A 20,818-nucleotide genomic window follows, 5' to 3' on the forward strand; every position below is an offset into this window, starting at 1 on the left:
AAACCTTCGGTCAGGGGGCGGAGGGCGAGGCCGCCGGCGCCGTGGCCGCGGACGGCGCCGGCACCTGGGCTTCGGCGGGCACCGGCGGCGGCGTGAGGCTGCTCGGCGCCGACGCCGCCGGAGCGACAACGGTGCTGGCCGGCACTGCGGGGCGTTCCGCGGCGACAGGCGGCGCCACCGGCGAACTCACGACGATGGCCGCCGGCGGCAGCACGGGCGTGGGCGGCGTGGCCGGCACGATCCGGGGCGTGTGCTGCCCGGGCGGCGTGACGGCCGGCACGGGCACGAGTTTTTGCGACGAGACCGGGCGAACCGGCAAGGCGGCGCCGCGGGGCTTGGGCGGGGCACTCTCGGCGAGCTTGCGTTTTTCTTCTTCGCTCAGCGCCTGGTACTGCTCCCACTTGAGCTTGCGCTCGTCGGCAGGCACGCGCTTGACCTCGGCGAAATTCAGGCGGGCCTGGGCGCGCTGCTGGTTGCTCAGCGCCGCCCATTCGATCATGCGGCTGTGCAGCGTGACCTGGTCGTCGGCGGGCATGTTCGCGTAGTTGCGCGACAAGGCCAGCCACTTGCGCTTCTGGCCGGCGTTCAGCGTGTTCCAGTGCGAAGCCAGCGGCTTCAGGGCGTGCTGCTGCTCATTGCTCAGTTCGTTCCACAGGGGCTTGGTCGTGGCAACGGCCTTGGGGCTTGCCGCGCCGTTGGTGGCTGCGGCGTGCGTGGCGGGCTTGGCGGCTTCGGGCAGCGTCTGTGCATCGGCCAGCGTCAGGCCGAAGGCGGCGGCTGCCAGCGCACCCGCCCAAACGACGGCGCCCGCCGGGAGCGGGCGCAACGGAAGCAGGGCTTTCGCACGGGAAACGGAGCGGCGTCGCATTCGGTCGGGCAAGGTGTTCAGTCGGAGGCGCTGTCGGACTTCAGGAATTGGGCGAAGCCGGGATCGGTGTAGGCGGCGGGCGGCAGGTCGCCCGTCAGCAGGGCCGAGTCGACCTCGGCGAGTTCGCTGGCGCGGTCGTCGTCCTGCAGCACGCTGATGGTGATCAGGCCGGCCACCAGGGCGATCAGGGGCACCACGGAACCGATGCGCGTCCACCAACTGCCGCCCAGCGTGACCGTGTGGCCCGACTGGACCGCCACGGGCGCCGTGCGCAACTGCGGCGCCTGCTTGCGCGCGGCCACGGCCTGCGAACGGGCAACGCGCAGACGCTCGCTGATGTCGTGCGGCAACGCTTGATTGCCGTCCGACAGCCGGGCCGCCAGCCGTTGGCCGAAGCGGTCTTCTGCTGCGCTGGATTGAGAGGTTGGAACCTTAGTGTTCATAGCGATATTCCCTTGGCCTTGAGCGCCTTGCTCAGAGCGTGGACAGCTCGCGAACAATGGGTTTTGACGCTGCCCTCGGAGCAGCCCATTGCGGCGGCCGTCTCTGCGACGTCCATTTCCTCCCAGTAACGCATCAGGAAAGCCTCGCGTTGACGGCCGGGCAAAGCCGCGATCTGTTCTTCGATTTCGTGAAAGACCTGGCTGCGGCGGGTGGTGTCTTCGGCGCTCTCCGATTCTCTGGAGTCGGTTGGCGAGACGAAGTTCTCCAGCAGGTCGAAATCTTCGCCGTTGTCGGCCGGTTCGAAGTCGCTCAGATTGGAAAAAAGCGCGCGGCGGGTCTTCTGGCGGCGGAACCAGTCGAGCGTGCAGTTCGACAGGATGCGCTGGAACAGCATCGGCAGTTCCTCGGCAGGCTTGTCGCCGTAGTGCTGGGCCAGCTTCATCATGCTGTCCTGCACGATGTCCAAGGCCGCTTCTTCGTCCCGCACGTGATAGACCGAGCGCTTGAAGGCCCGTCGTTCGACGTTTTTCAGGAAGTCGGAGAGTTCGTGTTCAGTAGCCAAATGAGAGGGGGCGGCGGGACGCGCCGCGTGGGGAGGATGTTTGGCGAACGCTCATGTTTTTATGCCGCGGATTATGCCTTTGTGCCAAGACAGGGCACCTGAAGCGAGTCTGAACGCGCCGGTAGTGTCATAATCCGCCTTGCAAGTCAAAAGGCAAACGGGTCACGGTCCGGCGGAACATCAGTCCGCTCATGGCTTTGGCCTCAAGTCCTGGCGCGGCCCCACAAGGGCTGGCAAGGGGCACCCAAGGTTTTTCGTTCCCGAAAAAACACAAAGGTTGATCATGGAAATCTCGAAGGCGGAACTAGCTTCCGCAGCAGCCGCGTCCTCTGGCGCCGGCAACACCACGCAAGAACTCATGGGCGCTGAAGTGCTGGTCAAGGCACTGCAGGCCGAAGGCGTCCAGTACATCTGGGGCTACCCGGGTGGCGCGGTTCTCTACATCTACGACGCGTTCTACAAGCAGGACACCATCCAGCACGTGCTGGTGCGTCACGAACAGGCCGCCGTGCACGCAGCCGACGGCTATGCGCGCGCCACCGGCGAAGTCGGCGTGGCACTGGTGACCTCGGGTCCCGGCCTGACCAATGCGGTCACCGGCATCGCGACGGCGTACATGGACTCGATCCCGATGGTGATCATTTCCGGCCAGGTGCCGACGGCCGCGATCGGCCTCGACGCCTTCCAGGAGTGCGACACAGTCGGCATCACGCGCCCCATCGTCAAGCACAATTTCCTCGTCAAGGATCCGAAGGATCTGGCCATGACGATGAAGAAGGCCTTCCACATCGCACGCAGCGGCCGTCCCGGCCCCGTGGTGGTGGACGTGCCGAAGGACGTGTCTTTCAAGAAGATCCCGTACAGCGGCTATCCCGACAAGGTCGAGATGCGCTCGTACAACCCGGTGCGCAAGGGCCACGGCGGGCAGATCCGCAAGGCGCTGCAGCTGCTGTTGGCGGCCAAGCGCCCCTACATCTACACCGGCGGCGGCGTGCTCCTGGGCAATGCCACGAACGAGCTGCGCACGCTGGTCGACATGCTGGGGTACCCCGTGACGAACACGCTGATGGGCCTGGGCGCCTATCCGGCGAGCGACCGCAAGTTCCTGGGCATGCTGGGCATGCACGGCACCATCGAAGCCAACAACGCGATGCAGAATTGCGACGTGCTGCTGGCCGTGGGCGCGCGCTTCGACGACCGCGTGATCGGCAACCCGAAGCACTTCGCGCAGAACGAACGCAAGATCATCCACGTCGACATCGACCCGTCGAGCATCTCCAAGCGCGTGAAGGTCGACATCCCGATCGTTGGTGACGTGAAGGACGTGCTTACCGAGCTGATCTCGATGATCCGCGAGAGCACGACCAAGCCCGATGCCGGCGCGCTGGCCGACTGGTGGAAGACCATCGAAGGCTGGCGCTCGCGCGACTGCCTCAAGTACGACCGCGACAACAAGGACGTGATCAAGCCGCAGTTCGTGGTCGAGACCCTCTGGAACATGACCAAGGACGCCGACACGTACATCACGTCGGACGTCGGCCAGCACCAGATGTGGGCCGCCCAATACTACCGCTTCGACGAGCCGCGCCGCTGGATCAATTCGGGCGGCCTGGGCACCATGGGCGTGGGCATTCCCTACGCCATGGGCATCAAGCTCGCCAAGCCCGACTCGGAAGTGTTCACCATCACCGGCGAAGGCTCGGTGCAGATGTGCATCCAGGAGCTCTCCACCTGTTTGCAATACAACACGCCGATCAAGATCTGCTCGCTCAACAATCGCTACCTGGGCATGGTGCGCCAGTGGCAGGAGATCGAATACTCCGGCCGCTACAGCCACAGCTACATGGACGCGCTGCCCAACTTCGTGAAGCTCGCCGAGGCCTATGGCCACGTCGGCATGCTGATCGAGCGTCCACAAGACGTGGAGCCGGCGCTGCGCGAGGCGCGCAAGCTCAAGGACCGCACGGTGTTCATGGATTTCCGTACCGACCCCACCGAGAACGTGTTCCCGATGGTCAAGGCCGGCATGGGCATCACCGAGATGCTGCTGGGTTCCGAAGATCTCTGATCCGGAACATTCGTTCGTTCAACCTTTACTGACGAATCTATTGCCCGCCAAGCCCGCGCATTACCGTGCACGGGGGAGGGCGGCGAAAAGAGGAGTCACGCCAACATGAAACACATCATTGCAGTGCTGCTGGAAAACGAGCCGGGTGCTCTTTCCCGCGTGGTGGGCCTGTTCTCGGCCCGTGGCTACAACATCGAATCGCTGACCGTCGCGCCGACCGAGGACGCAAGCCTCTCGCGCATGACCATCGTCACCAACGGCTCGGACGACGTGATCGAGCAGATCACCAAGCACCTGAATCGCCTCATCGAGGTCGTGAAGGTGGTCGACCTGACCGAAGGCGCCTACACCGAGCGCGAGCTCATGATGGTGAAGGTGCGTGCGGTGGGCAAGGAACGCGAGGAAATGATGCGCATGGCGGAAATCTTCCGTGGCCGCATCATCGACGTGACCGACAAGAGCTACACCATCGAGCTCACTGGCGACCACGGCAAGAACGACGCTTTCCTGGAAGCGATCGACCGCGGCGCCATCCTCGAGACGGTGCGCACCGGCGCCAGCGGCATCGGGCGCGGCGAACGCATCCTGCGGGTCTGACACCATGATTCGGAGCTCAGTCGCTGCCCGTTCGGGCTGAGCTTGTCGAAGCCTCCGCGCGAGCGGGGACTGCATTGAGCCCTTCGACAGGCTCAGGACGAACGGCACAACAACACACTGCAACTCGCTTATCTATCTGGAGAACATCATGAAGGTTTATTACGACAAGGACGCGGATCTCAGCCTCATCAAGGGCAAGACGGTTGCCATCATCGGCTACGGCTCGCAGGGTCACGCACATGCGCAGAACCTGAACGACAGCGGCGTCAAGGTCGTGGTCGGCCTGCGCAAGGGCGGCGCTTCGTGGGACAAGGTCGGCAAGGCTGGCCTGCAGGTCGCTGAAGTCGCTGATGCCGTGAAGTCGGCCGACGTCGTCATGATCCTGCTGCCCGACGAGCAGATCGCCGCCGTCTACAAGAACGACGTGGCCCCGAACATCAAGGAGGGCGCTTCGCTCGTCTTCGCGCACGGCTTCAACGTGCACTACGGTTTCGTGCAGCCGCGCGCCGACCTCGACGTGTGGATGGTCGCTCCCAAGGCTCCGGGTCACACCGTGCGCGGCACGTACACGCAAGGTGGCGGCGTGCCGCACCTGATCGCGGTGCACCAGGACAAGAGCGGCAAGGCGCGTGACCTCGCGCTGAGCTACGCCACCGCCAACGGCGGCGGCAAGGCCGGCATCATCGAGACCAACTTCCGCGAAGAAACCGAAACCGACCTGTTCGGCGAACAAGCGGTTCTGTGCGGCGGCACGGTCGAGCTGATCAAGGCTGGTTTCGAAACGCTGGTGGAAGCCGGCTACGCGCCCGAAATGGCGTACTTCGAATGCCTGCACGAGCTGAAGCTGATCGTTGACCTGATCTATGAAGGCGGCATCGCCAACATGAACTACTCGATCTCGAACAACGCCGAATACGGCGAGTACGTCACGGGCCCGCGCATCGTGACCGACGAGACCAAGAAGGCCATGAAGAAGGTCCTGCAGGACATCCAGACCGGCGAATACGCCAAGAGCTTCGTGCTCGAAGCCGCTGCCGGCCAGCCGGTGCTGATCAGCCGCCGCCGCCTGAACGCCGAGCATCAGATCGAAGTCGTCGGCGAAAAGCTGCGCGCGATGATGCCCTGGATCAAGAAGAACAAGCTGGTCGACCAGACCCGCAACTGATCTTCTTCAGAGGCAAGAGCCAACAAGGTGCTTCGGCACCCTGTTTCGGAGGGCCACCCGTCGCGGTGGCCCTTTTGTTTGAAGGGGAGCGCACGGGTCCCCTGAACTACACTGCGAAGCATGCGATTCACAGACCAAGATGCTATCGAATGGATAGCTGATCGGGCAGTTCCCACGAGGGACGGAGGCCAATTCAATGCATGACGACACCGTCCCCGACGACGCGCAGCCGCGCAAGCGTCGCAAGGGCATCTACATCCTGCCGAACCTGTTCACGCTGGCGGCGTTGTTCGGCGGCTTCTACTCGGTCGTGATGGCCATGAACGCGCGCTTCGACTTGGCCGCGCTCGGCGTGTTCGCCGCGATGGTGCTCGACAGCCTCGATGGGCGCGTGGCCCGCATGACCAACACGCAAAGCGCGTTCGGCGAGCAGATGGACTCGCTGTCCGACATGGTGTCGTTCGGTGCCGCGCCTGCGCTCATCGCCTACGAATGGTCGCTCAAGGGGCTGGGGCGCTGGGGCTGGATCGCCGCCTTCGTGTACTGCGCTTGTGCCGCGCTGCGGCTCGCGCGCTTCAACGTCAACACGGGCGTGGTCGACAAGCGCTGGTTCCAGGGCCTGCCGTCGCCGGCGGCCGCGGCATTGGTGGCGGGCTTCATCTGGCTCGTCAACGAATGGGGCAAGCGCGGCGGCGAGGTGCTGTACCTCTCGTGGACGCAGATCACCTGGGTCACCTTCGCCTTCACGCTGTACGCGGGCCTCACCATGGTGACCAATGCGCCGTTCTACAGCTTCAAGGACATCCAGATGAAGAAGAGCGTGCCCTTTGTCGTGATCGTGCTGATCGCGCTGGGCATTGCGGTCATCAACATCCATCCGCCGACCGTGCTGTTCAGCCTTTTCGTGGCCTATGGTTTGAGCGGCTACGTGGTGTACGCGTGGCGCAAGGCCAAGGGCCAGCCGGTGAGCGTGATCAGCACGTCGACCGAAGAGCCGGACGAGCGGGGACTGCACAACTGAAGAAGCCCCGGGCCTTCACAGGCCCGCGAAGGCTGTGCTACATTCGCAACCCTCATGACCAAGATTTCGCTGCTGGCCCTACTAGCCCTCCCTCACGGGCGGAGACGGTAGCGCACGCGCTAATCCTTCATCACGGCCCGTTCGCACCAGCAACGGGCCGTTTGTCTTTTGGGGTTGCTGGTTGAGTTCCAACCATCACAGAGAAATCGACATGCTCAAGCAACCTCAAGCCAAATACCGCGCATTCGCCCCGATCGGTCTCAAGGACCGCACCTGGCCCGATGCCGTGCTGACCAAGGCCCCGATCTGGCTGTCGACGGACCTGCGCGATGGCAACCAGGCCTTGGTCGAACCCATGGACATCGCGCGCAAGATGCGCATGTTCGAAACCCTCGTGGCCATCGGCTTCAAGGAAATCGAAGTCGGCTTTCCCTCGGCGTCGCAGGTCGAATTCGACTTCGTGCGCAAGCTCATCGAGGAAGACCGCATTCCCGACGACGTGACGATCCAGGTGCTCACGCAGGCGCGCGACCACCTCATCGAACGCACCTTCGAAGCCTTGCAAGGTGCACCGCGCGCCATCGTCCACCTCTACAACGCGGTGGCCCCCGTGATGCGCCGCGTGGTGCTCGGCATGGACGAAGACCAGATCGTCGAACTCGCGAGCAGCCATGCCCGCATGTTCAACGACTTCGCCGCAAAGCAGCCGAACACGAAGTGGACCTTCCAGTACTCGCCCGAGATGTTCTCGGGCACCGACGTGGTCTTCTCCAAGCGCGTGGTCGATGCGGTCACCGAGGTCTGGGCCCCGACGCCCGAGCGCAAGTGCATCGTCAACCTGCCCACCACGGTCGAGCATTCCACGCCGAACATCTTCGCGGACATGATCGAGTGGATGCACCGCAACCTCGCGCGGCGCGATTCGATCGTGCTGTGCGTGCACCCGCACAACGACCGCGGCACCGGCACGGCGGCCGGCGAACTGGCCTTGATGGCCGGCGCCGAGCGCATCGAAGGCTGCCTCTTCGGCAACGGCGAGCGCACCGGCAACCTCGACCTCGTGAACGTCGCGCTCAACCTCTACACGCAGGGTGTCTCGCCCGAACTCGACTTCTCGAACATCGACGAGATCCGCGCCACGGTCGAACACTGCAACCAGATTCCCGTACACCCGCGCCATCCGTACGTTGGCGACCTCGTCTATACCTCGTTCTCGGGCTCGCACCAGGACGCGATCAAGAAGGCGTTCGCCGCGCGCAAGGACGGCGACATCTGGGACATCCCGTACCTCCCCATCGATCCGAAGGACGTGGGCCGCAGCTACGAGGCCGTGATCCGCGTGAACAGCCAGTCGGGCAAGGGCGGCATGGCCTACCTGCTCGAGAGCGAGTACGGCCTCGAGATGCCGCGCCGCCTGCAGATGGAATTCATGCAGGTCGTGCAGCGTGTGATGGACGTCGGCGGCAAGGAGCTCACCGCTGCCGACCTCTGGCAGATCTTCGTGAACGAATACGGCATCGAGACCGCCAAGGCCCTGCAGCACCGCGTGATCCAGGAAGAAGGCGAGGGCGCCGAGGCCACGGTGGTGCTGCGCGGCGACCTGCCATGGGACGGTGAAACGCGCGCTATCGAAGGCCGCGGCAACGGCCCGATCGACGCTTTCACGCAGGCGCTGAGCCAGGCCACCGGCCACACGGTGCGCGTCATGGACTATCACCAGCACGCCATCGGCGCGGGCGCCGACGCCAAGTCGGTGGCCTACCTCGAGCTGCGCGTGGACGAGTCGCAGACGCTGTTCGGCGTCGGCATCGATGCGAACGTGATCTCGGCCTCGCTGAAGGCGATCGTGTCGGGGGTGCAGCGGGCCAGGGGCCGGGGCGCGCGCAGCGCACAATCGGTGGCTGAAGTCGCCTGACGCACCGGCACAAGCCTGACGCGCAAGGTGGGAACGAACCAAGGAGATCCACGATGACCGACCAACTCATTATTTTCGACACCACCTTGCGCGACGGCGAGCAGTCGCCCGGCGCCTCGATGACGCGCGACGAGAAATTGCGCATCGCCAAGCTGCTGGAGCGGCTCAGGGTCGACGTCATCGAAGCCGGCTTTCCGGCCAGTTCGAACGGCGACTTCGAGGCCGTGAAGGCCATCGCCAACGCGATCAAGGACTCGACGGTGTGCGGCCTGTCGCGTGCCAACGACCGCGACATCGCGCGCGCGGCCGAAGCCCTGAAGGGCGCGGCACGCGGGCGCATCCACACCTTCATCGCGACCTCGCCGCTGCACATGGAGAAGAAGCTGCGCATGTCGCCCGACGAGGTGCATGAGCAGGCCAAGCTGGCCGTGCGCTTCGCGCGCAACCAGATCGCCGACGTCGAGTTCAGCCCCGAAGACGGCTACCGCAGCGACCCGGACTTCCTGTGCCGCGTGCTCGAAACCGTGATCAACGAGGGCGCGACCACCATCAACGTGCCCGACACCGTCGGCTACGCCATCCCCGAGCTGTACGGCAACTTCATCAAGATGCTGCGCGAGCGCATTCCCAACAGCGACAAGGCGATCTGGTCGGTGCATTGCCACAACGACCTGGGCATGGCCGTGGCGAACTCGCTGGCCGGCGTGAAGATCGGCGGCGCGCGCCAGGTCGAGTGCACGATCAACGGCCTGGGCGAGCGTGCGGGCAACTGCTCGCTCGAAGAAGTGGTCATGGCCGTGAAGACGCGCAGGGACTACTTCGGTCTCGATCTGAACATCGACACCCAGCACATCGTGGCCGCCAGCCGCATGGTCAGCCAGACGACCGGCTTCGTGGTGCAGCCCAACAAGGCCGTGGTGGGCGCCAACGCGTTCGCACACGCCTCGGGCATCCACCAGGACGGCGTGCTCAAGGCGCGCGACACCTACGAGATCATGCGCGCCGAAGACGTGGGCTGGACCGCCAATAAGATCGTGCTGGGCAAGCTCAGCGGCCGCAATGCTTTCAAGCAGCGCCTGCAGGACCTAGGCGTGACGATGGAGAGCGAAACCGAGGTCAACGCCGCGTTCGCGCGTTTCAAGGAGCTGGCCGACCGCAAGTCCGAAATTTTCGACGAAGACATCCTGGCGCTGGTCAGCGCGGAAGAGCTGTCGCACGTTGGTGAACAGTTTGCTTTCGTCTCTCTCTCCCAGCACAGCGAAACCGGCGAACGGCCTCAAGCCAAGATCGTGTTCACGGTCCAGGGCAAGGAAGTCACCAGCGAATCCGACGGCAACGGGCCGGTCGATGCGTCCCTCAAGGCCATCGAGGCCCACGTCAAGAGCGGCGCCGAGATGGTTCTTTACTCTGTAAACGCCATCAGCGGCTCGACGGAAAGCCAGGGAGAAGTTACAGTCCGGTTACAAAACGCAGGGCGGGTGGTCAACGGTGTGGGTGCAGACCCAGACATCGTGGTCGCTTCGGCAAAGGCTTATTTGAGTGCGCTCAACAAGTTACAGAGCCAAGCTGAGAGAGTGGCGGCACAAGGTTAGGTTTTCAGGCGTTCCTTGGTATTCGAATGAAGAAGAGGATGCAAGTAACTGATATTGCGTGTCTTTTTTGATTTCGATACACTGCGGTCCTCGTTTGTTGCCGCTGGAGATTTATTGATGCCTGAAACCCGTCTACGTCGAGTTTCCATCCAGCGGTTCCTACCCGCCTTCAAGTTCCTCGCCGTGGCGCTGTGCGCATCGGCGTTTTTGCTGCCTGGCGCCCAGGCCGCGAAGAAGGAAAAACCCGCTGCCGCCAAGTCCGCCGTCGCCAAGAAGGCGAAGGCGCCCGCCGAAACGAAGCAGCGCAATGCGTCCGCTTCCAAGGTGGCACGCGGCGGTCGCGCCGAGCAGGCCGACAAGGTCGTGCGTGGTGGCCGCAACGTCGTGGCCACCATCCACAAGAAGAACGGCAAGACGGTCGTGGCCGTGCAGCGCCGTTCGGTGGTGCGCGTCGAGACGCCGGCCCGCCAGTCCTTCGGCCAGATGGCCGGTCTGCACAGCACCGACGACGCGCTCGACCTGAAGTCGAGCGTCGCCCTGGTGATCGACCAGGACACCCACGAGGTGCTGTTCAGCAAGAACGACCACGCCGTGCTGCCGATCGCTTCGCTCACCAAGCTCATGACCGGCCTGCTGATCAGCGAGGCCCACCTGCCGAACGACGAGCTCATCACCATCACGCAAGACGACGTCGACACCGAAAAGGGCAGCCGTTCGCGCCTGACCGTCGGCACCACGCTGTCACGCGGCGAGCTGTTGCACCTGGCGCTGATGTCCAGCGAAAACCGCGCAGCGCACGCGCTGGGCCGCACCTACCCGGGCGGTCTCACGACCTTCGTGAGCATCATGAATGCCAAGGCCCGCATGCTCGGCATGAAGGACACGCGCTACGTGGAGCCCACGGGCCTGTCGAGCCGCAACCAGTCGAGCGCGCAAGACCTGGCGCTGCTGGTCAATGCCGCCTATTCCGACGCCACCGTGCGTTCGCTGTCCACGTCGCCGGAATACCAGGTCGAGGTCGGCAACCGCGTGCTGCAGTTCAACACCACCAACCGTCTTGTGAAGAGCCCTGAGTGGGACATCGGCCTGCAGAAGACCGGCTACATCTCCGAAGCTGGCCAGTGCCTCGTGATGCAGGCCAAGGTGGCCGGGCGCAAGCTGATCATGGTGTTCCTGGATTCGGCCGGCAAGTTCAGCCGCATCGCCGACGCCGAGCGGGTTCGCCGCTGGGTCGAGGCCACGCACGCCGTGTCGGGACCGCGCGGCTTCCAGGTCGCCGGCTGAGATCGGTTGAACGGGGGGCCTTCAGCGGCCTGCCTGCAGCCCTCGTGGAGGGCCAACCGGCTGACTCGCCGGGATAGAGAGGAAAAGAGTCGAAAGCAAACGGGCGCTCAGGCGCCCGTTGTCACGTTCGCGCCCGACGCAGGCGTTGCGGCCACGCCGTCCTTGAAGCCCAGCGCGCCCGAGATTTCGTTGGCGGTCGCCTGCAGCTTGGGCAGCCAGCCTTCGTCGAGGCGATCGGCCGGGGCCGAGATCGACAGGCCCGCCACCAGCTTGCCCTGGTCGTCGTAGATGCCGGCGGCCATGCACCGCACGCCCAGTTCCAGTTCTTCGTTGTCGCGCGCGATGCCGTACTGGCGCGCCTTCGACAGCTCGCGCTCGAGCGCGGGCAGCTGGGTGATGCTGTTGCGGGTGTGGCCGGCCAGGCCGGTGCGCGTGGCGTAGCTGCGCACGCGCTGCGGATCGTCGGCGGCCAGGAACAGCTTGCCAGTCGAAGTCAGGTGCAGGGCGGCGCGGCCGCCGATGGCGCGCACCACCTGCATGCCCGAACGCTCGCTGTAGGCGCGCTCGATGTACACGATCTCGTCGCCCTGGCGCATGCTGAGGTTGACCGGCTGTTGCGTGAGCTTGTGCAGCTCGCGCATCGGGCCCAGGGCCGCGTCGCGCACGTTCAGCCGGCCCTTGACCAGGTTGCCCAACTCCAGCAGGCGCATGCCGAGGCGGTAGCTGCCGGCTTCGGGGCGGTCGACGAAGCGGCCGACCGCGAGGTCATTGAGGATGCGGTGCGTGGTCGACGGGTGAAGCCCCGTCTTTTCGCTGATTTCCTTCAGCGAGATCGCCTCTTCGCGCGAGGCCAGGACGTCGATCAGCGAGAACATGCGCTCGATGACCTGGATGACGGGAGTGGCGGGAACGTCGGATAGGTTTTTTCTCATGGCGCAATGCGGTGATGACCGTGCGCCATTTTACCTTGTGAAATCGCTCGATGCCTGCCAGTGGCCGTCCACCAACACTTCGTGCGGGGAAAAGCGGGCCTTGTAGTGCATCTTGGGGCTGCGCTCGATCCAGTAGCCGAGGTAGACGTGCGGCAGCCCCAGCTTGCGGGCCTGCTCGATCTGCCACAGCACGCTGTAGGTGCCGTAGCCGGCGCCGTCCTCGGGCTCGTAGAAGGTGTAGACGGCCGAGATGCCGTCGCTGAGCACGTCGAGGATCGACACCATCTTCAGCGCGCCCGGGCTGCCGTCGGGCAGGGTTTCGCGGAACTCGACCAGCCGCGAGTTGACGCGGCTTTGCAGCAGGAACTGCGTGTACTGGTCGATGCTGTCGTGGTCCATGCCGCCGCCCGAGTGGCGGCCGGTCTGGTAGCGCAGGTAGAGCTGGTAGTGCTCGGGCACGAAGCACAGCTTGAGCACGCGCGCCTGCAGGTCGGCGTGCTGTTTGGCAGTGCGGCGCTGGCTGCGGTTCGGCTTGAAGCTGTGCGCCAGCACGCGCAGCGGGATGCAGGCGCGGCAGCCGTCGCAATAGGGCCGGTAGGTGAACATCCCGCTGCGCCGGAAGCCGCTGAGCACCAGGTCGGAATACGCGTCGTTGTGGATCAGATGGCTGGGCGTGGCCACCTGCGAGCGGGCCTGGCGATCCGGCAGGTAGCTGCAGGGGTAGGGCGCTGTCGCGTAGAACTGCAGCGTGTGAAGCGGGAGATCCTTGAGGTGCGTCACGTCACGTCACGTCGAAAGAGGAGGTCGCTCGGAAAGGAGTTCGGACCAGCATACGGGGTCGAATTGCCACTGCGGGCCCTCCTGTTTTCGGGCCTGGGCCACGTGCGCGACGAAGCGCGCGCGCGGCATTTCGCGGGCGCCGAGGCTGGCCAGGTGCGCGGTGTTCTGCTGGCAGTCGATCATCGCGATGCCGGCGCGGCGGCACAGCGCGACCAGGCCGGCCAGCGCGATCTTCGAGGCATCCGGGCGGCGCGTGAACATCGACTCGCCGAACACGGCCCGGCCCAGCGCCACGCAGTAGAGCCCGCCCGCCAACTCGCCGTCGATCCAGGTTTCGACGCTGTGCGCGTGCCCGGCGCGGTGCAATTGCGTATAGGCCTCCACCATGTCCGGCACGATCCAGGTGCCCGACTGGCCGGCCCGCGCCGACTGCGAACAGGCCTGGATCACCGTTCCAAAATCGTGATCGATGCGCAGCTCGCAGCCCGGCGTCGCGGCAAAGCGGCTCAGGGTCTTGCGCAGCGAGCGATGCAGCCGGAAGTCGTTCACCCGCAGCACCATGCGCGGGTCGGGGCTCCACCACAGGATGGGCTGGTCGTCGCTGAACCACGGGAAGACGCAGCGGCTGTAGGCCTGCATCAGAGTATCGACATCGAGGGAGCCGCCGGCCGCCAGCAGGCCGGGCACCGGGTCCCGTTCGTCCCACGCCGAAGCGGGGTCGGGCAGTGCATCTCCGGGTTCGAGCCAAGGCAGTTGTCGCATGGATGCAGGTATACACGGCTTCTCGAAAACGCAAGCCAGTTGAGGGAAAATCCCGCTCACACGGGAACAGTCCACAAGGCTGCGGCCCTGGTGCCACCGCCGATGGCACGCGAGACAACCCCACAAGACCCGTCGAAAAACCTATAGTGCACAGCTTGCTTTCGCAGTACCACAGCGGATCCGGCAGGCATGTGCAGGGCGCCGGGGATCAGCACAAGAGGACCACGTTGACCACTGAACCCAATCCCACGCGCTTCGGCAGCGGCCAGGCGGTGCGCCGCCTCGAGGACGAAAGCCTGCTCGCAGGCGCCGGCCGTTACACCGACGACGTCACGCTCTCCGAGCAGGCGCACCTCGTCTTCCTTCGCTCTCCGTACCCACATGCGCGCATCGTGTCCATCGACACGTCCGCGGCCGTCGGCATGCCCGGCGTGCTGCGCGTGATCACCGGGGCCGACCTGGCCGAGGCCGGCGTCAAGCCGATGCCCGGCGCCGCGGGCTTCAAGCGCGCAGACGGCAGCGACAGCGCCAGCCCGCCGCGCCGCGCCCTGGCGCACGAGCGCGCACGCTTCGTCGGCGAACCGGTGGCGGCCGTCATTGCCGACACCGTGCAGCAGGCGCGCGATGCGGCCGAGGCCGTCATGGTCGATTACGAAGAGCTGCCGATGGTGGTCGACCTGCCGGGCGCGACCGCCGACGGTGCGCCGCTCCTGTGCGAGGAGGCGACGGGCAACATCGCCGCCGAGATGCGCCACGGCAGCAGCGAAGCCGCCACCGCCGCGTTCGAGCGCGCCGCCCACGTGATCGCCCTGGACGTGAACAACCAGCGCGTGGTCGCGCTCACCATCGAGCCGCGCGCCGTGCTCGCCACGCACGACAGCAAGACCGACCGCCTCACGATCCGCATGAGCACCCAGATGCCCTCCGGCGTGCGCGATTCGGTCTGCGCGGCCATCGGCCTGGCCAAGGAAAAAGTGCGCGTGGTCGTGGGCGACGTTGGCGGCGGCTTCGGCATGAAGACCGGCGCCTACCCCGAGGACATCGCGGTCGCCTACGCCGCGCTGCAGGTGGGCCGGCCCGTGAAGTGGGTGGCCGACCGCAGCGAAGAGTTCCTCTCGAGCGCGCACGGCCGCGACATCGAGGCGCGCGCCGAAATGGCGCTCGACGCCGACGGCAAGATCCTGGCCCTGCGCATCAAGACGCTCGCCAACGTGGGCGCCTACGCCACCGGCACCGGCGTCGCGATCCAGCTGCTGATCGGCCCCTGGGTGCAGACCAGCGTCTACGACATCCAGACCATCGACTTCCATTTCAAGGCGGTGCTCACCAACACCGCGCCCACCGGCGCCTACCGCGGCGCGGGCCGGCCCGAGGCCATCTTCACCATCGAGCGCCTGATGGACGAGGCCGCGCGCCAGACCGGCATCGACCGCATCGCGCTGCGCCGGCGCAACTTCATCCGCCCCGAGCAGATGCCCTACAAGAACCCGATGGCGCAGACCTACGACACCGGCCAGTTCGAGTCGGTGATGGACCAGGCGCTGCAGCTGGCCGACTGGCAGGGCTTCGAGGCCCGCGCGGCCGAATCGGCGGCGCGCGGCAAGCAGCGCGGCCTGGGCATCGCCACCTTTCTCGAATGGACCGGCGGCAACGTGTTCGAAGAGCGCGTGACCGTCTCGGTGCAGGCCGATGGCGTGATCGAGGTGTTCTCGGCCGTCAACGCCATGGGGCAGGGCATCGCGACCTCGCTCGCGCAGCTGGCCGTCGATGCCTTCGGTGTGCCCATCGAGAAGGTGCGCGTGGTGCTCGGCGACACCGACCGCGGCGACGGCTTCGGCAGCGCCGGCTCGCGTTCGCTCTTCACCGGCGGCTCGGCCGTGCGCATCGGCGCCGAGCGCACCATCGACAAGGCGCGCGAACTCGCGGCGCAGGAGTTCGAGGCCTCCATCGACGACATCGTCTACAGCCGCGGCACCTTCATCGTGGCCGGCACCGACCTCGAACTCGACCTGTTCACCCTGGCCGCCAAGCAGCCGGGGCGCGAGATCTTCGTCGACTCCACCAGCACCGTGGCCGGCCCGAGCTGGCCCAACGGTTGCCACATCTGCGAGATCGAACTCGACCCGCCCACGGGCGAGATCAGCGTCGTGGCCTACAGCTCGGTCAACGACGTAGGCCGCGTGGTCAACCCGATGATCGTGCGCGGCCAGCTCGAAGGCGGCGCGGTGCAGGGCATCGGCCAGGCGCTGTACGAGCAGGTGGTGTACGACAGCGAAACCGGCCAGCCCGTCACCGGCAGCCTCATGGACTACGCCGCGCCGCGCGCCGACATCGTCGACACCATGTTCCAGATGGAAATGGACGAATCCACGCCCTGCAAGAACAACCCGCTGGGCGTGAAGGGCGTCGGCGAGCTGGGCACCATCGGCGCCACGCCGGCCATCGTCAACGCGGTGGCCGACGCCTTTGCACGCAACGGCCTCGGGGCCCGCGCGCCCCGCCTGCACATGCCGCTGAGCCCGTCGCGCGTGTGGCAGGCCATGCAGACGATCGACTGAGCGCCACGGCCGGTGATCGAAGGGCGACGAAAGTCATCATGCGCGTCACCACCGAACTGCAGACCGACGCGATCCGCGTCTCGACCTACCGCTGCGACGCGGGCGTCGGCGCGGCGCCGTTCACCGAGGTGCACGAGACGCACTCGGTCTCGTACGTGCACAAGGGCAGCTTCGGCTGCCGCGCGCTCGGCCGCGACTACGAGCTGGTGGCCGGCGCGGTGCTGGTCGGCGCGCCGGGCGACGACTACGTCTGCACCCACGAGCACTTCGCCTGTGGCGACGAGTGCCTGTCGTTCCACTTCTCGCCGGGCTTCGTCGACCTGATCGGCGCCGACCGGCGCAGCTGGCATGCCTCGGCGTTGCCGCCGCTGCCCGAACTCATGGTGCTGGGCGAACTCGCGCAGGTCGCAGTCGAAGGCGGCAGCGACGTAGGCCTGGATGAGCTGGGCATGGGCTTCGCCAGCCGTTTCCTCGACGTGGTGAAAGGGCGCGGCAAGCCCGCGGCGCCGCCGCCGTCGGCCACGCCGCGCAACCGTCGCCGGGCGGTCGAGGCCGCGACCTGGATCGAGGCCCACGCCGCCGGCGAGATCGGCCTGGAAGACGCGGCCGCCCAGGCGGGCCTGAGCGCTTTCCATTTCCTGCGGCTGTTCTCCCAGGTGCTGGGCGTCACGCCGCACCAGTACCTCGTGCGCTCCCGGCTGCGCCGCGCGGCGCGCCTGCTGGCGGACAGCGACCTGGCCGTGACCGACGTCGCCCTCGAAGCCGGCTTTGCCGACCTGAGCAACTTCGTGCGCACCTTCCACCGCGCGGCCGGCGCGTCGCCGCGCGGTTTCCGGCTCGCTGCCAAGGGCGACCGCAAGATTTTCCAAGACCGCCTGGCCGCGCTGCTTCACGATGACCGCTTGATCCACCCTTCAAGCAGGAAGTCATCGCCATGTACGACCACATCGGACTGAAAGTCAAAGACCTCGCCGCGAGCCGGCGCTTCTACGAAGCCGCGCTCGCGCCGCTCGGCCACGTGCTGGGCTCCCACGACGACAGCTACGCGGGCCTCGGCCCGGCCGGCGAACCGGCGCTGTGGCTCTATGCCGCGAAAGGCGCCAAGGGCCCTGGCACGCACATCGCGTTCCGCGCGCCTGACCACGCGGCCGTCGCCGCCTTCCACAAGGCCGGCCTGAAAGCCGGCGGCACCGACAACGGCGGCGCGGGGCCGCGCGCCGACTACAGCCCGACCTACTACGCGGCCTTCCTCATCGACCCCGACGGCAACAACGTCGAGGCCGTCTGCCCCTGACACGAAAGGCACCGACCCCATGGCCACCGTCTACAAGGAATTCATCGTCGAGGCCGATGCCGCGCAGGTGTGGGACGCGCTGCGCGACTTCGGCGCCGTGCACACGCGCCTCGCGCCGGGCTTTCTCACCGGATGCGAACTCGACGGGCAGGGCGCCCGCATCGTCCACTTTGCCAATGGCCTCGTGGCGCGCGAGCTGCTCGTGGCCCTCGACGAAGAGAACCGCCGGCTGGCCTACACCGTGACCGACGGCAAGGCCACGCACCACCACGCGTCGGCCCAGGTGTTCGCGCACGGTGAAGGCCGGTCGCGCTTCGTCTGGATCACCGACGTGCTGCCCGACGGGCTCGCGGCGTACGTCGAACCCATGATGGCGCAGGGCGGCGCCGCGATGAAGAAGACCCTGGAGAAAGCCAGCGAACGATGAGCACGCCGACAACCCCTGCCGCGAGCGAGATTCTGGCGGTCGTGCAGCGCTACGCGCAGGCCTGGGCCGCCAACGACCTCAAGGCCATCGTCGACTGCTACCACGACGAGGTCGTCTTCCACTATTTCGGTCGCAGCCCGCTCGCGGGCACGCACCTGGGCAAGGCGGCCTGCCTCGCGGTGCTCAAGCAGGTGAAGGAGCGCACCAACCGCCGGCTGGTCGCGATCCGCGACGTGCTGGCCGGCGAGCATTTCGGACTGATCGTCGCCGTCGAGCAGTTCGAGCACCAGGGGCGCCCGGTCGAACTCGAGCGCCAGCTGCGCTACGCCGTGAGAGACGGCAAGCTCAGCGAATGCTGGATCTACGACGAAGACCAGCGCTGGGTCGACGAGGTGCTGTCGTCGCCCGCCGCTCAGAAGTCTTCGAGCGGCAGCCCCACGTAGTTTTCCGCCAGCGCGGTCGACGCCGCGCGCGAGTGCACGAGGTAGTCGAGCTCGGCTTCCTGGATCTTCTGGCCGAAGGCGCCCGTCTCGGGAAAGCGGTGCATCAGCGAGGTGAACCACCACGAGAAGCGCTCGGCCTTCCAGACCCGGCGCAGGCACAGGTCGGAATAACGGTCCAGCGCCGAGGCCGACTTCTCGTTGTAGAAAATCTCCAGCGCGCGCGACAGGTACCCCACGTCGGCGGTCGCGAGGTTGAGCCCCTTGGCGCCGGTCGGCGGCACGATGTGCGCCGCGTCGCCGGCCAGGAACAGCGAGCCGAAGCGCATCGGCTCGGCCACGAAGCTGCGCAGCGGCGCAATGCTTTTTTCGAGCGACGGGCCGGTCACCAGCCGTTCGCGCGCCTCGGGGTCCAGGCGTGCGCGCAGCTCGTTCCAGAAGGCCTCGTCGCTCCAGTTCTCCACCTTCTCTTCGGTCGGCACCTGCACGTAGTAGCGCGAGCGCGTGGCGCTGCGCATGCTGCACAGCGCAAAGCCGCGCTCGGTGTTGGCGTAGATGAGTTCGTGCGAGACCGGCGGCACGTCGGCCAGCACGCCGAGCCAGCCGAAGGGGTAGACCTTCTCGTAGGTCTGGATCGCGTCGGCCGGCACGCTGGCGCGGCTCACGCCGTGGTAGCCGTCACAGCCGGCGATGAAGTCGCACTCGATCTCGTGCGTCTGGCCGTCTTTCTCGTAGCGAACGCGCGGCTTGGCCGAATCGAAGTCGTGCAGGCTGACGTTGGCTGCGCTGTAGATCGTCGTGAGGCCTTCGGCCGTGCGCGCTTCCATCAGGTCGCGCGTTACCTCGGTCTGGCCGTACACCGTGACCTGCTTGCCGCCCGTGAGGCCGTGCATGTCGATGCGGTGGCGCGCGCCCTTGAACAGCAGCTCGATGCCGTCGTGCGGCAGGCCTTCGGCCTTGGCGCGGGTGTCGACGCCCGCGCGCGCCAGCAGGTCCATCGTGACCTGCTCGAGCACGCCGGCGCGGATGCGGCCCAGCACGTAGTCGCCGCTCTGGCGCTCCACGATGATGTTGTCGATGCCTGCCTTGTGCAGCAGCTGGCCGAGCAGAAGGCCGGCGGGGCCTGCGCCGATGATGGCGACCTGGGTGCGCATGTTCGTGTCTCCGAAAGGGTTTTGCCAAGCGTAGGGCGCGGCCGGCCGGTTGGGGCGGCGGCTGGCGAGGCTCTGTGCGATCATGCGAACGCGTGCGCGATCATCGCGCAACACTTCTTCAGCCGACCGATCCACGACGAACTCCCGACGACGAATGACCATCGCCCGCGCCGACTTCATCGAGGGCATCGCCAAGGGCATGGCGGTGCTCGAAAGCTTCGACACCGAGCGCCAGCGCCTGAACGCCACGCTGGCGGCCGAGCGTGCAGGCCTCACGCGCGCCGCGGCCCGGCGCCACCTGCTCACGCTGGCCCACCTGGGCTACCTGGAAACCGACGGCAGCTACTTCTGGATGGCGCCGAAGGTGCTGCGCTTCTCGGGCAGCTACCTGGCCTCGTCGCGCCTGCCGCGCGCGCTGCAGCCCACGCTGAACCGGCTCGCGGCGCAGACGGGCGAGTCGTTCTCGGCCGTGGTGCTCGACGGCGAAGAGGTGGTCATCGTCGCGCGCAGCGGCAGCTACGGCACGCCGACGCGCGTGCTGGCGTACGGCCTGCACCTGGGGGCGCGCCTGCCGGCCCACGCCACCTCGACCGGGCGCGTGCTGCTGGCCGCCATGGCCGCCACGCAGCTCACGCAGTGGCTCAAGGGCCGGCACCTGGCGCGGCTCACGCCACACACCATCACCCAGGCACGCGCGCTGCGCCAGCGCATCGCGCAGGTGCGCAAGGACGACTACTGCTTCGCCAGCGAAGAGCACGAACTCGGCGTGCAGGCGCTGGCGGTGCCGCTGCGCGACATGCAGGGCCACACGGTGGCGGCGCTCAACGTGGTGCTGTCGGGCACGCGCTACCAGGAAGAGACCTTGCAGCGCGAGATGCTGCCGCTGCTGTTCGAAGCGGCGCGCGAGGTGCGCTCCCTCCTGTGAGCGCAGGCGCGCTGAACTTTCGGCGCCGGC

20 protein-coding genes are annotated in these 20,818 nt (G+C 66.6%); 13 read left to right on the plus strand and 7 right to left on the minus strand.

What is annotated here, in order from left to right; genetic code table 11:
• Positions 1-10 precede the first annotated feature (10 nt).
• Genes AC07Y4_RS03435 through AC07Y4_RS03445 form a run of 3 tightly spaced genes read right to left on the minus strand, consistent with a single transcriptional unit; the run spans position 11 to position 1,874 of the window.
• The gene (locus AC07Y4_RS03435) at positions 11-826 is read right to left on the minus strand and encodes a DUF3106 domain-containing protein (protein ID WP_487846790.1); all 816 of its coding nucleotides are present in this window, start codon (positions 824-826) and stop codon (positions 11-13) included.
• Between the two features lie 59 nt (positions 827-885).
• Positions 886-1,311 carry a DUF3619 family protein gene (locus AC07Y4_RS03440; RefSeq protein ID WP_062478060.1) on the minus strand — a complete coding sequence of 142 codons (426 nt, stop codon included), beginning with the start codon at positions 1,309-1,311 and terminating at the stop codon, positions 886-888.
• Positions 1,308-1,874, minus strand: a complete 567-nt coding sequence (locus AC07Y4_RS03445) for an RNA polymerase sigma factor (protein ID WP_062478063.1) — start codon at positions 1,872-1,874, stop codon at positions 1,308-1,310. Before AC07Y4_RS03445 ends, AC07Y4_RS03440 begins: the two co-directional genes overlap by 4 nt.
• Positions 1,875-2,157: 283 nt before the next feature.
• Here AC07Y4_RS03445 and AC07Y4_RS03450 point away from each other — a divergent pair, with 283 nt between their 5' ends.
• From AC07Y4_RS03450 to AC07Y4_RS03480, 7 genes are all read left to right on the plus strand, one after another.
• Positions 2,158-3,942: an acetolactate synthase 3 catalytic subunit gene (locus AC07Y4_RS03450; RefSeq protein WP_095745524.1), complete on the plus strand. Its 1,785-nt coding sequence runs from the start codon at positions 2,158-2,160 to the stop codon at positions 3,940-3,942.
• Between the two features lie 105 nt (positions 3,943-4,047).
• On the plus strand, positions 4,048-4,539 hold the full coding sequence (gene ilvN, locus AC07Y4_RS03455) for an acetolactate synthase small subunit (protein ID WP_062478068.1): 492 nt from the start codon (positions 4,048-4,050) through the stop codon (positions 4,537-4,539).
• Positions 4,540-4,687: 148 nt separating this feature from the next.
• Positions 4,688-5,704: a ketol-acid reductoisomerase gene (gene ilvC, locus AC07Y4_RS03460; RefSeq protein WP_062478069.1), complete on the plus strand. Its 1,017-nt coding sequence runs from the start codon at positions 4,688-4,690 to the stop codon at positions 5,702-5,704.
• 196 nt (positions 5,705-5,900) lie between these two features.
• Positions 5,901-6,725, plus strand: coding sequence for a CDP-diacylglycerol--serine O-phosphatidyltransferase (pssA, locus tag AC07Y4_RS03465; protein ID WP_062478071.1), 825 nt, complete (start codon positions 5,901-5,903; stop codon positions 6,723-6,725).
• Between the two features lie 211 nt (positions 6,726-6,936).
• Positions 6,937-8,640 (plus strand): 2-isopropylmalate synthase, encoded by a 1,704-nt coding sequence (gene leuA / locus AC07Y4_RS03470; protein ID WP_139704127.1) that lies wholly within the window; start codon positions 6,937-6,939, stop codon positions 8,638-8,640.
• Between the two features lie 53 nt (positions 8,641-8,693).
• Positions 8,694-10,232, plus strand: a complete 1,539-nt coding sequence (locus AC07Y4_RS03475; RefSeq protein ID WP_070060915.1) for a 2-isopropylmalate synthase — start codon at positions 8,694-8,696, stop codon at positions 10,230-10,232.
• A gap of 117 nt (positions 10,233-10,349) precedes the next feature.
• Complete coding sequence (locus AC07Y4_RS03480; protein ID WP_062478078.1) at positions 10,350-11,516, plus strand: serine hydrolase; 1,167 nt, start codon at positions 10,350-10,352, stop codon at positions 11,514-11,516.
• A 107-nt stretch (positions 11,517-11,623) separates the two neighbouring features.
• Here AC07Y4_RS03480 and AC07Y4_RS03485 read toward each other — a convergent pair whose 3' ends face one another.
• The 3 genes from AC07Y4_RS03485 to aat are packed head-to-tail and all read right to left on the minus strand — an operon-like array spanning position 11,624 to position 13,990.
• The gene (locus AC07Y4_RS03485; protein WP_062478081.1) at positions 11,624-12,448 is read right to left on the minus strand and encodes an IclR family transcriptional regulator; all 825 of its coding nucleotides are present in this window, start codon (positions 12,446-12,448) and stop codon (positions 11,624-11,626) included.
• 30 nt (positions 12,449-12,478) lie between these two features.
• Entirely contained in the window at positions 12,479-13,228 is a 750-nt protein-coding gene (locus AC07Y4_RS03490) for an arginyltransferase (protein ID WP_447744660.1), read from the minus strand.
• A 6-nt stretch (positions 13,229-13,234) separates the two neighbouring features.
• On the minus strand, positions 13,235-13,990 hold the full coding sequence (gene aat / locus AC07Y4_RS03495) for a leucyl/phenylalanyl-tRNA--protein transferase (protein ID WP_495274188.1): 756 nt from the start codon (positions 13,988-13,990) through the stop codon (positions 13,235-13,237).
• A gap of 227 nt (positions 13,991-14,217) precedes the next feature.
• Between aat and AC07Y4_RS03500 the strand changes: the two genes are divergently transcribed.
• From AC07Y4_RS03500 to AC07Y4_RS03520, 5 genes are read left to right on the plus strand one after another with little or no spacing between them, the layout of a single operon-like run.
• Entirely contained in the window at positions 14,218-16,548 is a 2,331-nt protein-coding gene (locus tag AC07Y4_RS03500; protein WP_070060911.1) for a xanthine dehydrogenase family protein molybdopterin-binding subunit, read from the plus strand.
• A gap of 38 nt (positions 16,549-16,586) precedes the next feature.
• The gene (locus tag AC07Y4_RS03505) at positions 16,587-17,504 is read left to right on the plus strand and encodes a helix-turn-helix domain-containing protein (RefSeq protein WP_487846791.1); all 918 of its coding nucleotides are present in this window, start codon (positions 16,587-16,589) and stop codon (positions 17,502-17,504) included.
• The gene (locus AC07Y4_RS03510) at positions 17,483-17,842 is read left to right on the plus strand and encodes a VOC family protein (RefSeq protein ID WP_159276673.1); all 360 of its coding nucleotides are present in this window, start codon (positions 17,483-17,485) and stop codon (positions 17,840-17,842) included. The genes AC07Y4_RS03505 and AC07Y4_RS03510 overlap by 22 nt, the downstream gene beginning before the upstream one ends.
• A 19-nt stretch (positions 17,843-17,861) precedes the next feature.
• Entirely contained in the window at positions 17,862-18,269 is a 408-nt protein-coding gene (locus AC07Y4_RS03515) for an SRPBCC family protein (protein WP_487846792.1), read from the plus strand.
• Positions 18,266-18,712, plus strand: a complete 447-nt coding sequence (locus AC07Y4_RS03520; protein ID WP_487846793.1) for a nuclear transport factor 2 family protein — start codon at positions 18,266-18,268, stop codon at positions 18,710-18,712. The genes AC07Y4_RS03515 and AC07Y4_RS03520 overlap by 4 nt, the downstream gene beginning before the upstream one ends.
• On the opposite strand, the gene pobA is transcribed toward AC07Y4_RS03520, so the two are convergent.
• Positions 18,682-19,863: a 4-hydroxybenzoate 3-monooxygenase gene (pobA, locus tag AC07Y4_RS03525; RefSeq protein WP_095950239.1), complete on the minus strand. Its 1,182-nt coding sequence runs from the start codon at positions 19,861-19,863 to the stop codon at positions 18,682-18,684. The two genes, AC07Y4_RS03520 and pobA, sit on opposite strands and share 31 nt — an antisense overlap.
• 154 nt (positions 19,864-20,017) lie before the next feature.
• Here pobA and AC07Y4_RS03530 point away from each other — a divergent pair, with 154 nt between their 5' ends.
• Entirely contained in the window at positions 20,018-20,788 is a 771-nt protein-coding gene (locus tag AC07Y4_RS03530; protein WP_070060906.1) for an IclR family transcriptional regulator domain-containing protein, read from the plus strand.
• Positions 20,789-20,818 lie beyond the last annotated feature (30 nt).

It is taken from the genome of Variovorax sp. GW460-12-1-14-LB1 (assembly GCF_059423605.1).

What these genes read in the sequence shown, in the direction of transcription:
- AC07Y4_RS03440 (WP_062478060.1), bottom strand. Translation starts at nt 1,311, where the DNA reads ATGAACACTAAGGTTCCAACCTCTCAATCCAGCGCAGCAGAAGACCGC.
- AC07Y4_RS03450 (WP_095745524.1), top strand. Translation starts at nt 2,158, where the DNA reads ATGGAAATCTCGAAGGCGGAACTAGCTTCCGCAGCAGCCGCGTCCTCT.
- ilvN (WP_062478068.1), top strand. Translation starts at nt 4,048, where the DNA reads ATGAAACACATCATTGCAGTGCTGCTGGAAAACGAGCCGGGTGCTCTT.
- ilvC (WP_062478069.1), top strand. Translation starts at nt 4,688, where the DNA reads ATGAAGGTTTATTACGACAAGGACGCGGATCTCAGCCTCATCAAGGGC.
- pssA (WP_062478071.1), top strand. Translation starts at nt 5,901, where the DNA reads ATGCATGACGACACCGTCCCCGACGACGCGCAGCCGCGCAAGCGTCGC.
- leuA (WP_139704127.1), top strand. Translation starts at nt 6,937, where the DNA reads ATGCTCAAGCAACCTCAAGCCAAATACCGCGCATTCGCCCCGATCGGT.
- AC07Y4_RS03475 (WP_070060915.1), top strand. Translation starts at nt 8,694, where the DNA reads ATGACCGACCAACTCATTATTTTCGACACCACCTTGCGCGACGGCGAG.
- AC07Y4_RS03480 (WP_062478078.1), top strand. Translation starts at nt 10,350, where the DNA reads ATGCCTGAAACCCGTCTACGTCGAGTTTCCATCCAGCGGTTCCTACCC.
- AC07Y4_RS03485 (WP_062478081.1), bottom strand. Translation starts at nt 12,448, where the DNA reads ATGAGAAAAAACCTATCCGACGTTCCCGCCACTCCCGTCATCCAGGTC.
- aat (WP_495274188.1), bottom strand. Translation starts at nt 13,990, where the DNA reads ATGCGACAACTGCCTTGGCTCGAACCCGGAGATGCACTGCCCGACCCC.
- AC07Y4_RS03505 (WP_487846791.1), top strand. Translation starts at nt 16,587, where the DNA reads ATGCGCGTCACCACCGAACTGCAGACCGACGCGATCCGCGTCTCGACC.
- AC07Y4_RS03510 (WP_159276673.1), top strand. Translation starts at nt 17,483, where the DNA reads ATGTACGACCACATCGGACTGAAAGTCAAAGACCTCGCCGCGAGCCGG.
- AC07Y4_RS03515 (WP_487846792.1), top strand. Translation starts at nt 17,862, where the DNA reads ATGGCCACCGTCTACAAGGAATTCATCGTCGAGGCCGATGCCGCGCAG.
- AC07Y4_RS03520 (WP_487846793.1), top strand. Translation starts at nt 18,266, where the DNA reads ATGAGCACGCCGACAACCCCTGCCGCGAGCGAGATTCTGGCGGTCGTG.
- pobA (WP_095950239.1), bottom strand. Translation starts at nt 19,863, where the DNA reads ATGCGCACCCAGGTCGCCATCATCGGCGCAGGCCCCGCCGGCCTTCTG.
- AC07Y4_RS03530 (WP_070060906.1), top strand. Translation starts at nt 20,018, where the DNA reads ATGACCATCGCCCGCGCCGACTTCATCGAGGGCATCGCCAAGGGCATG.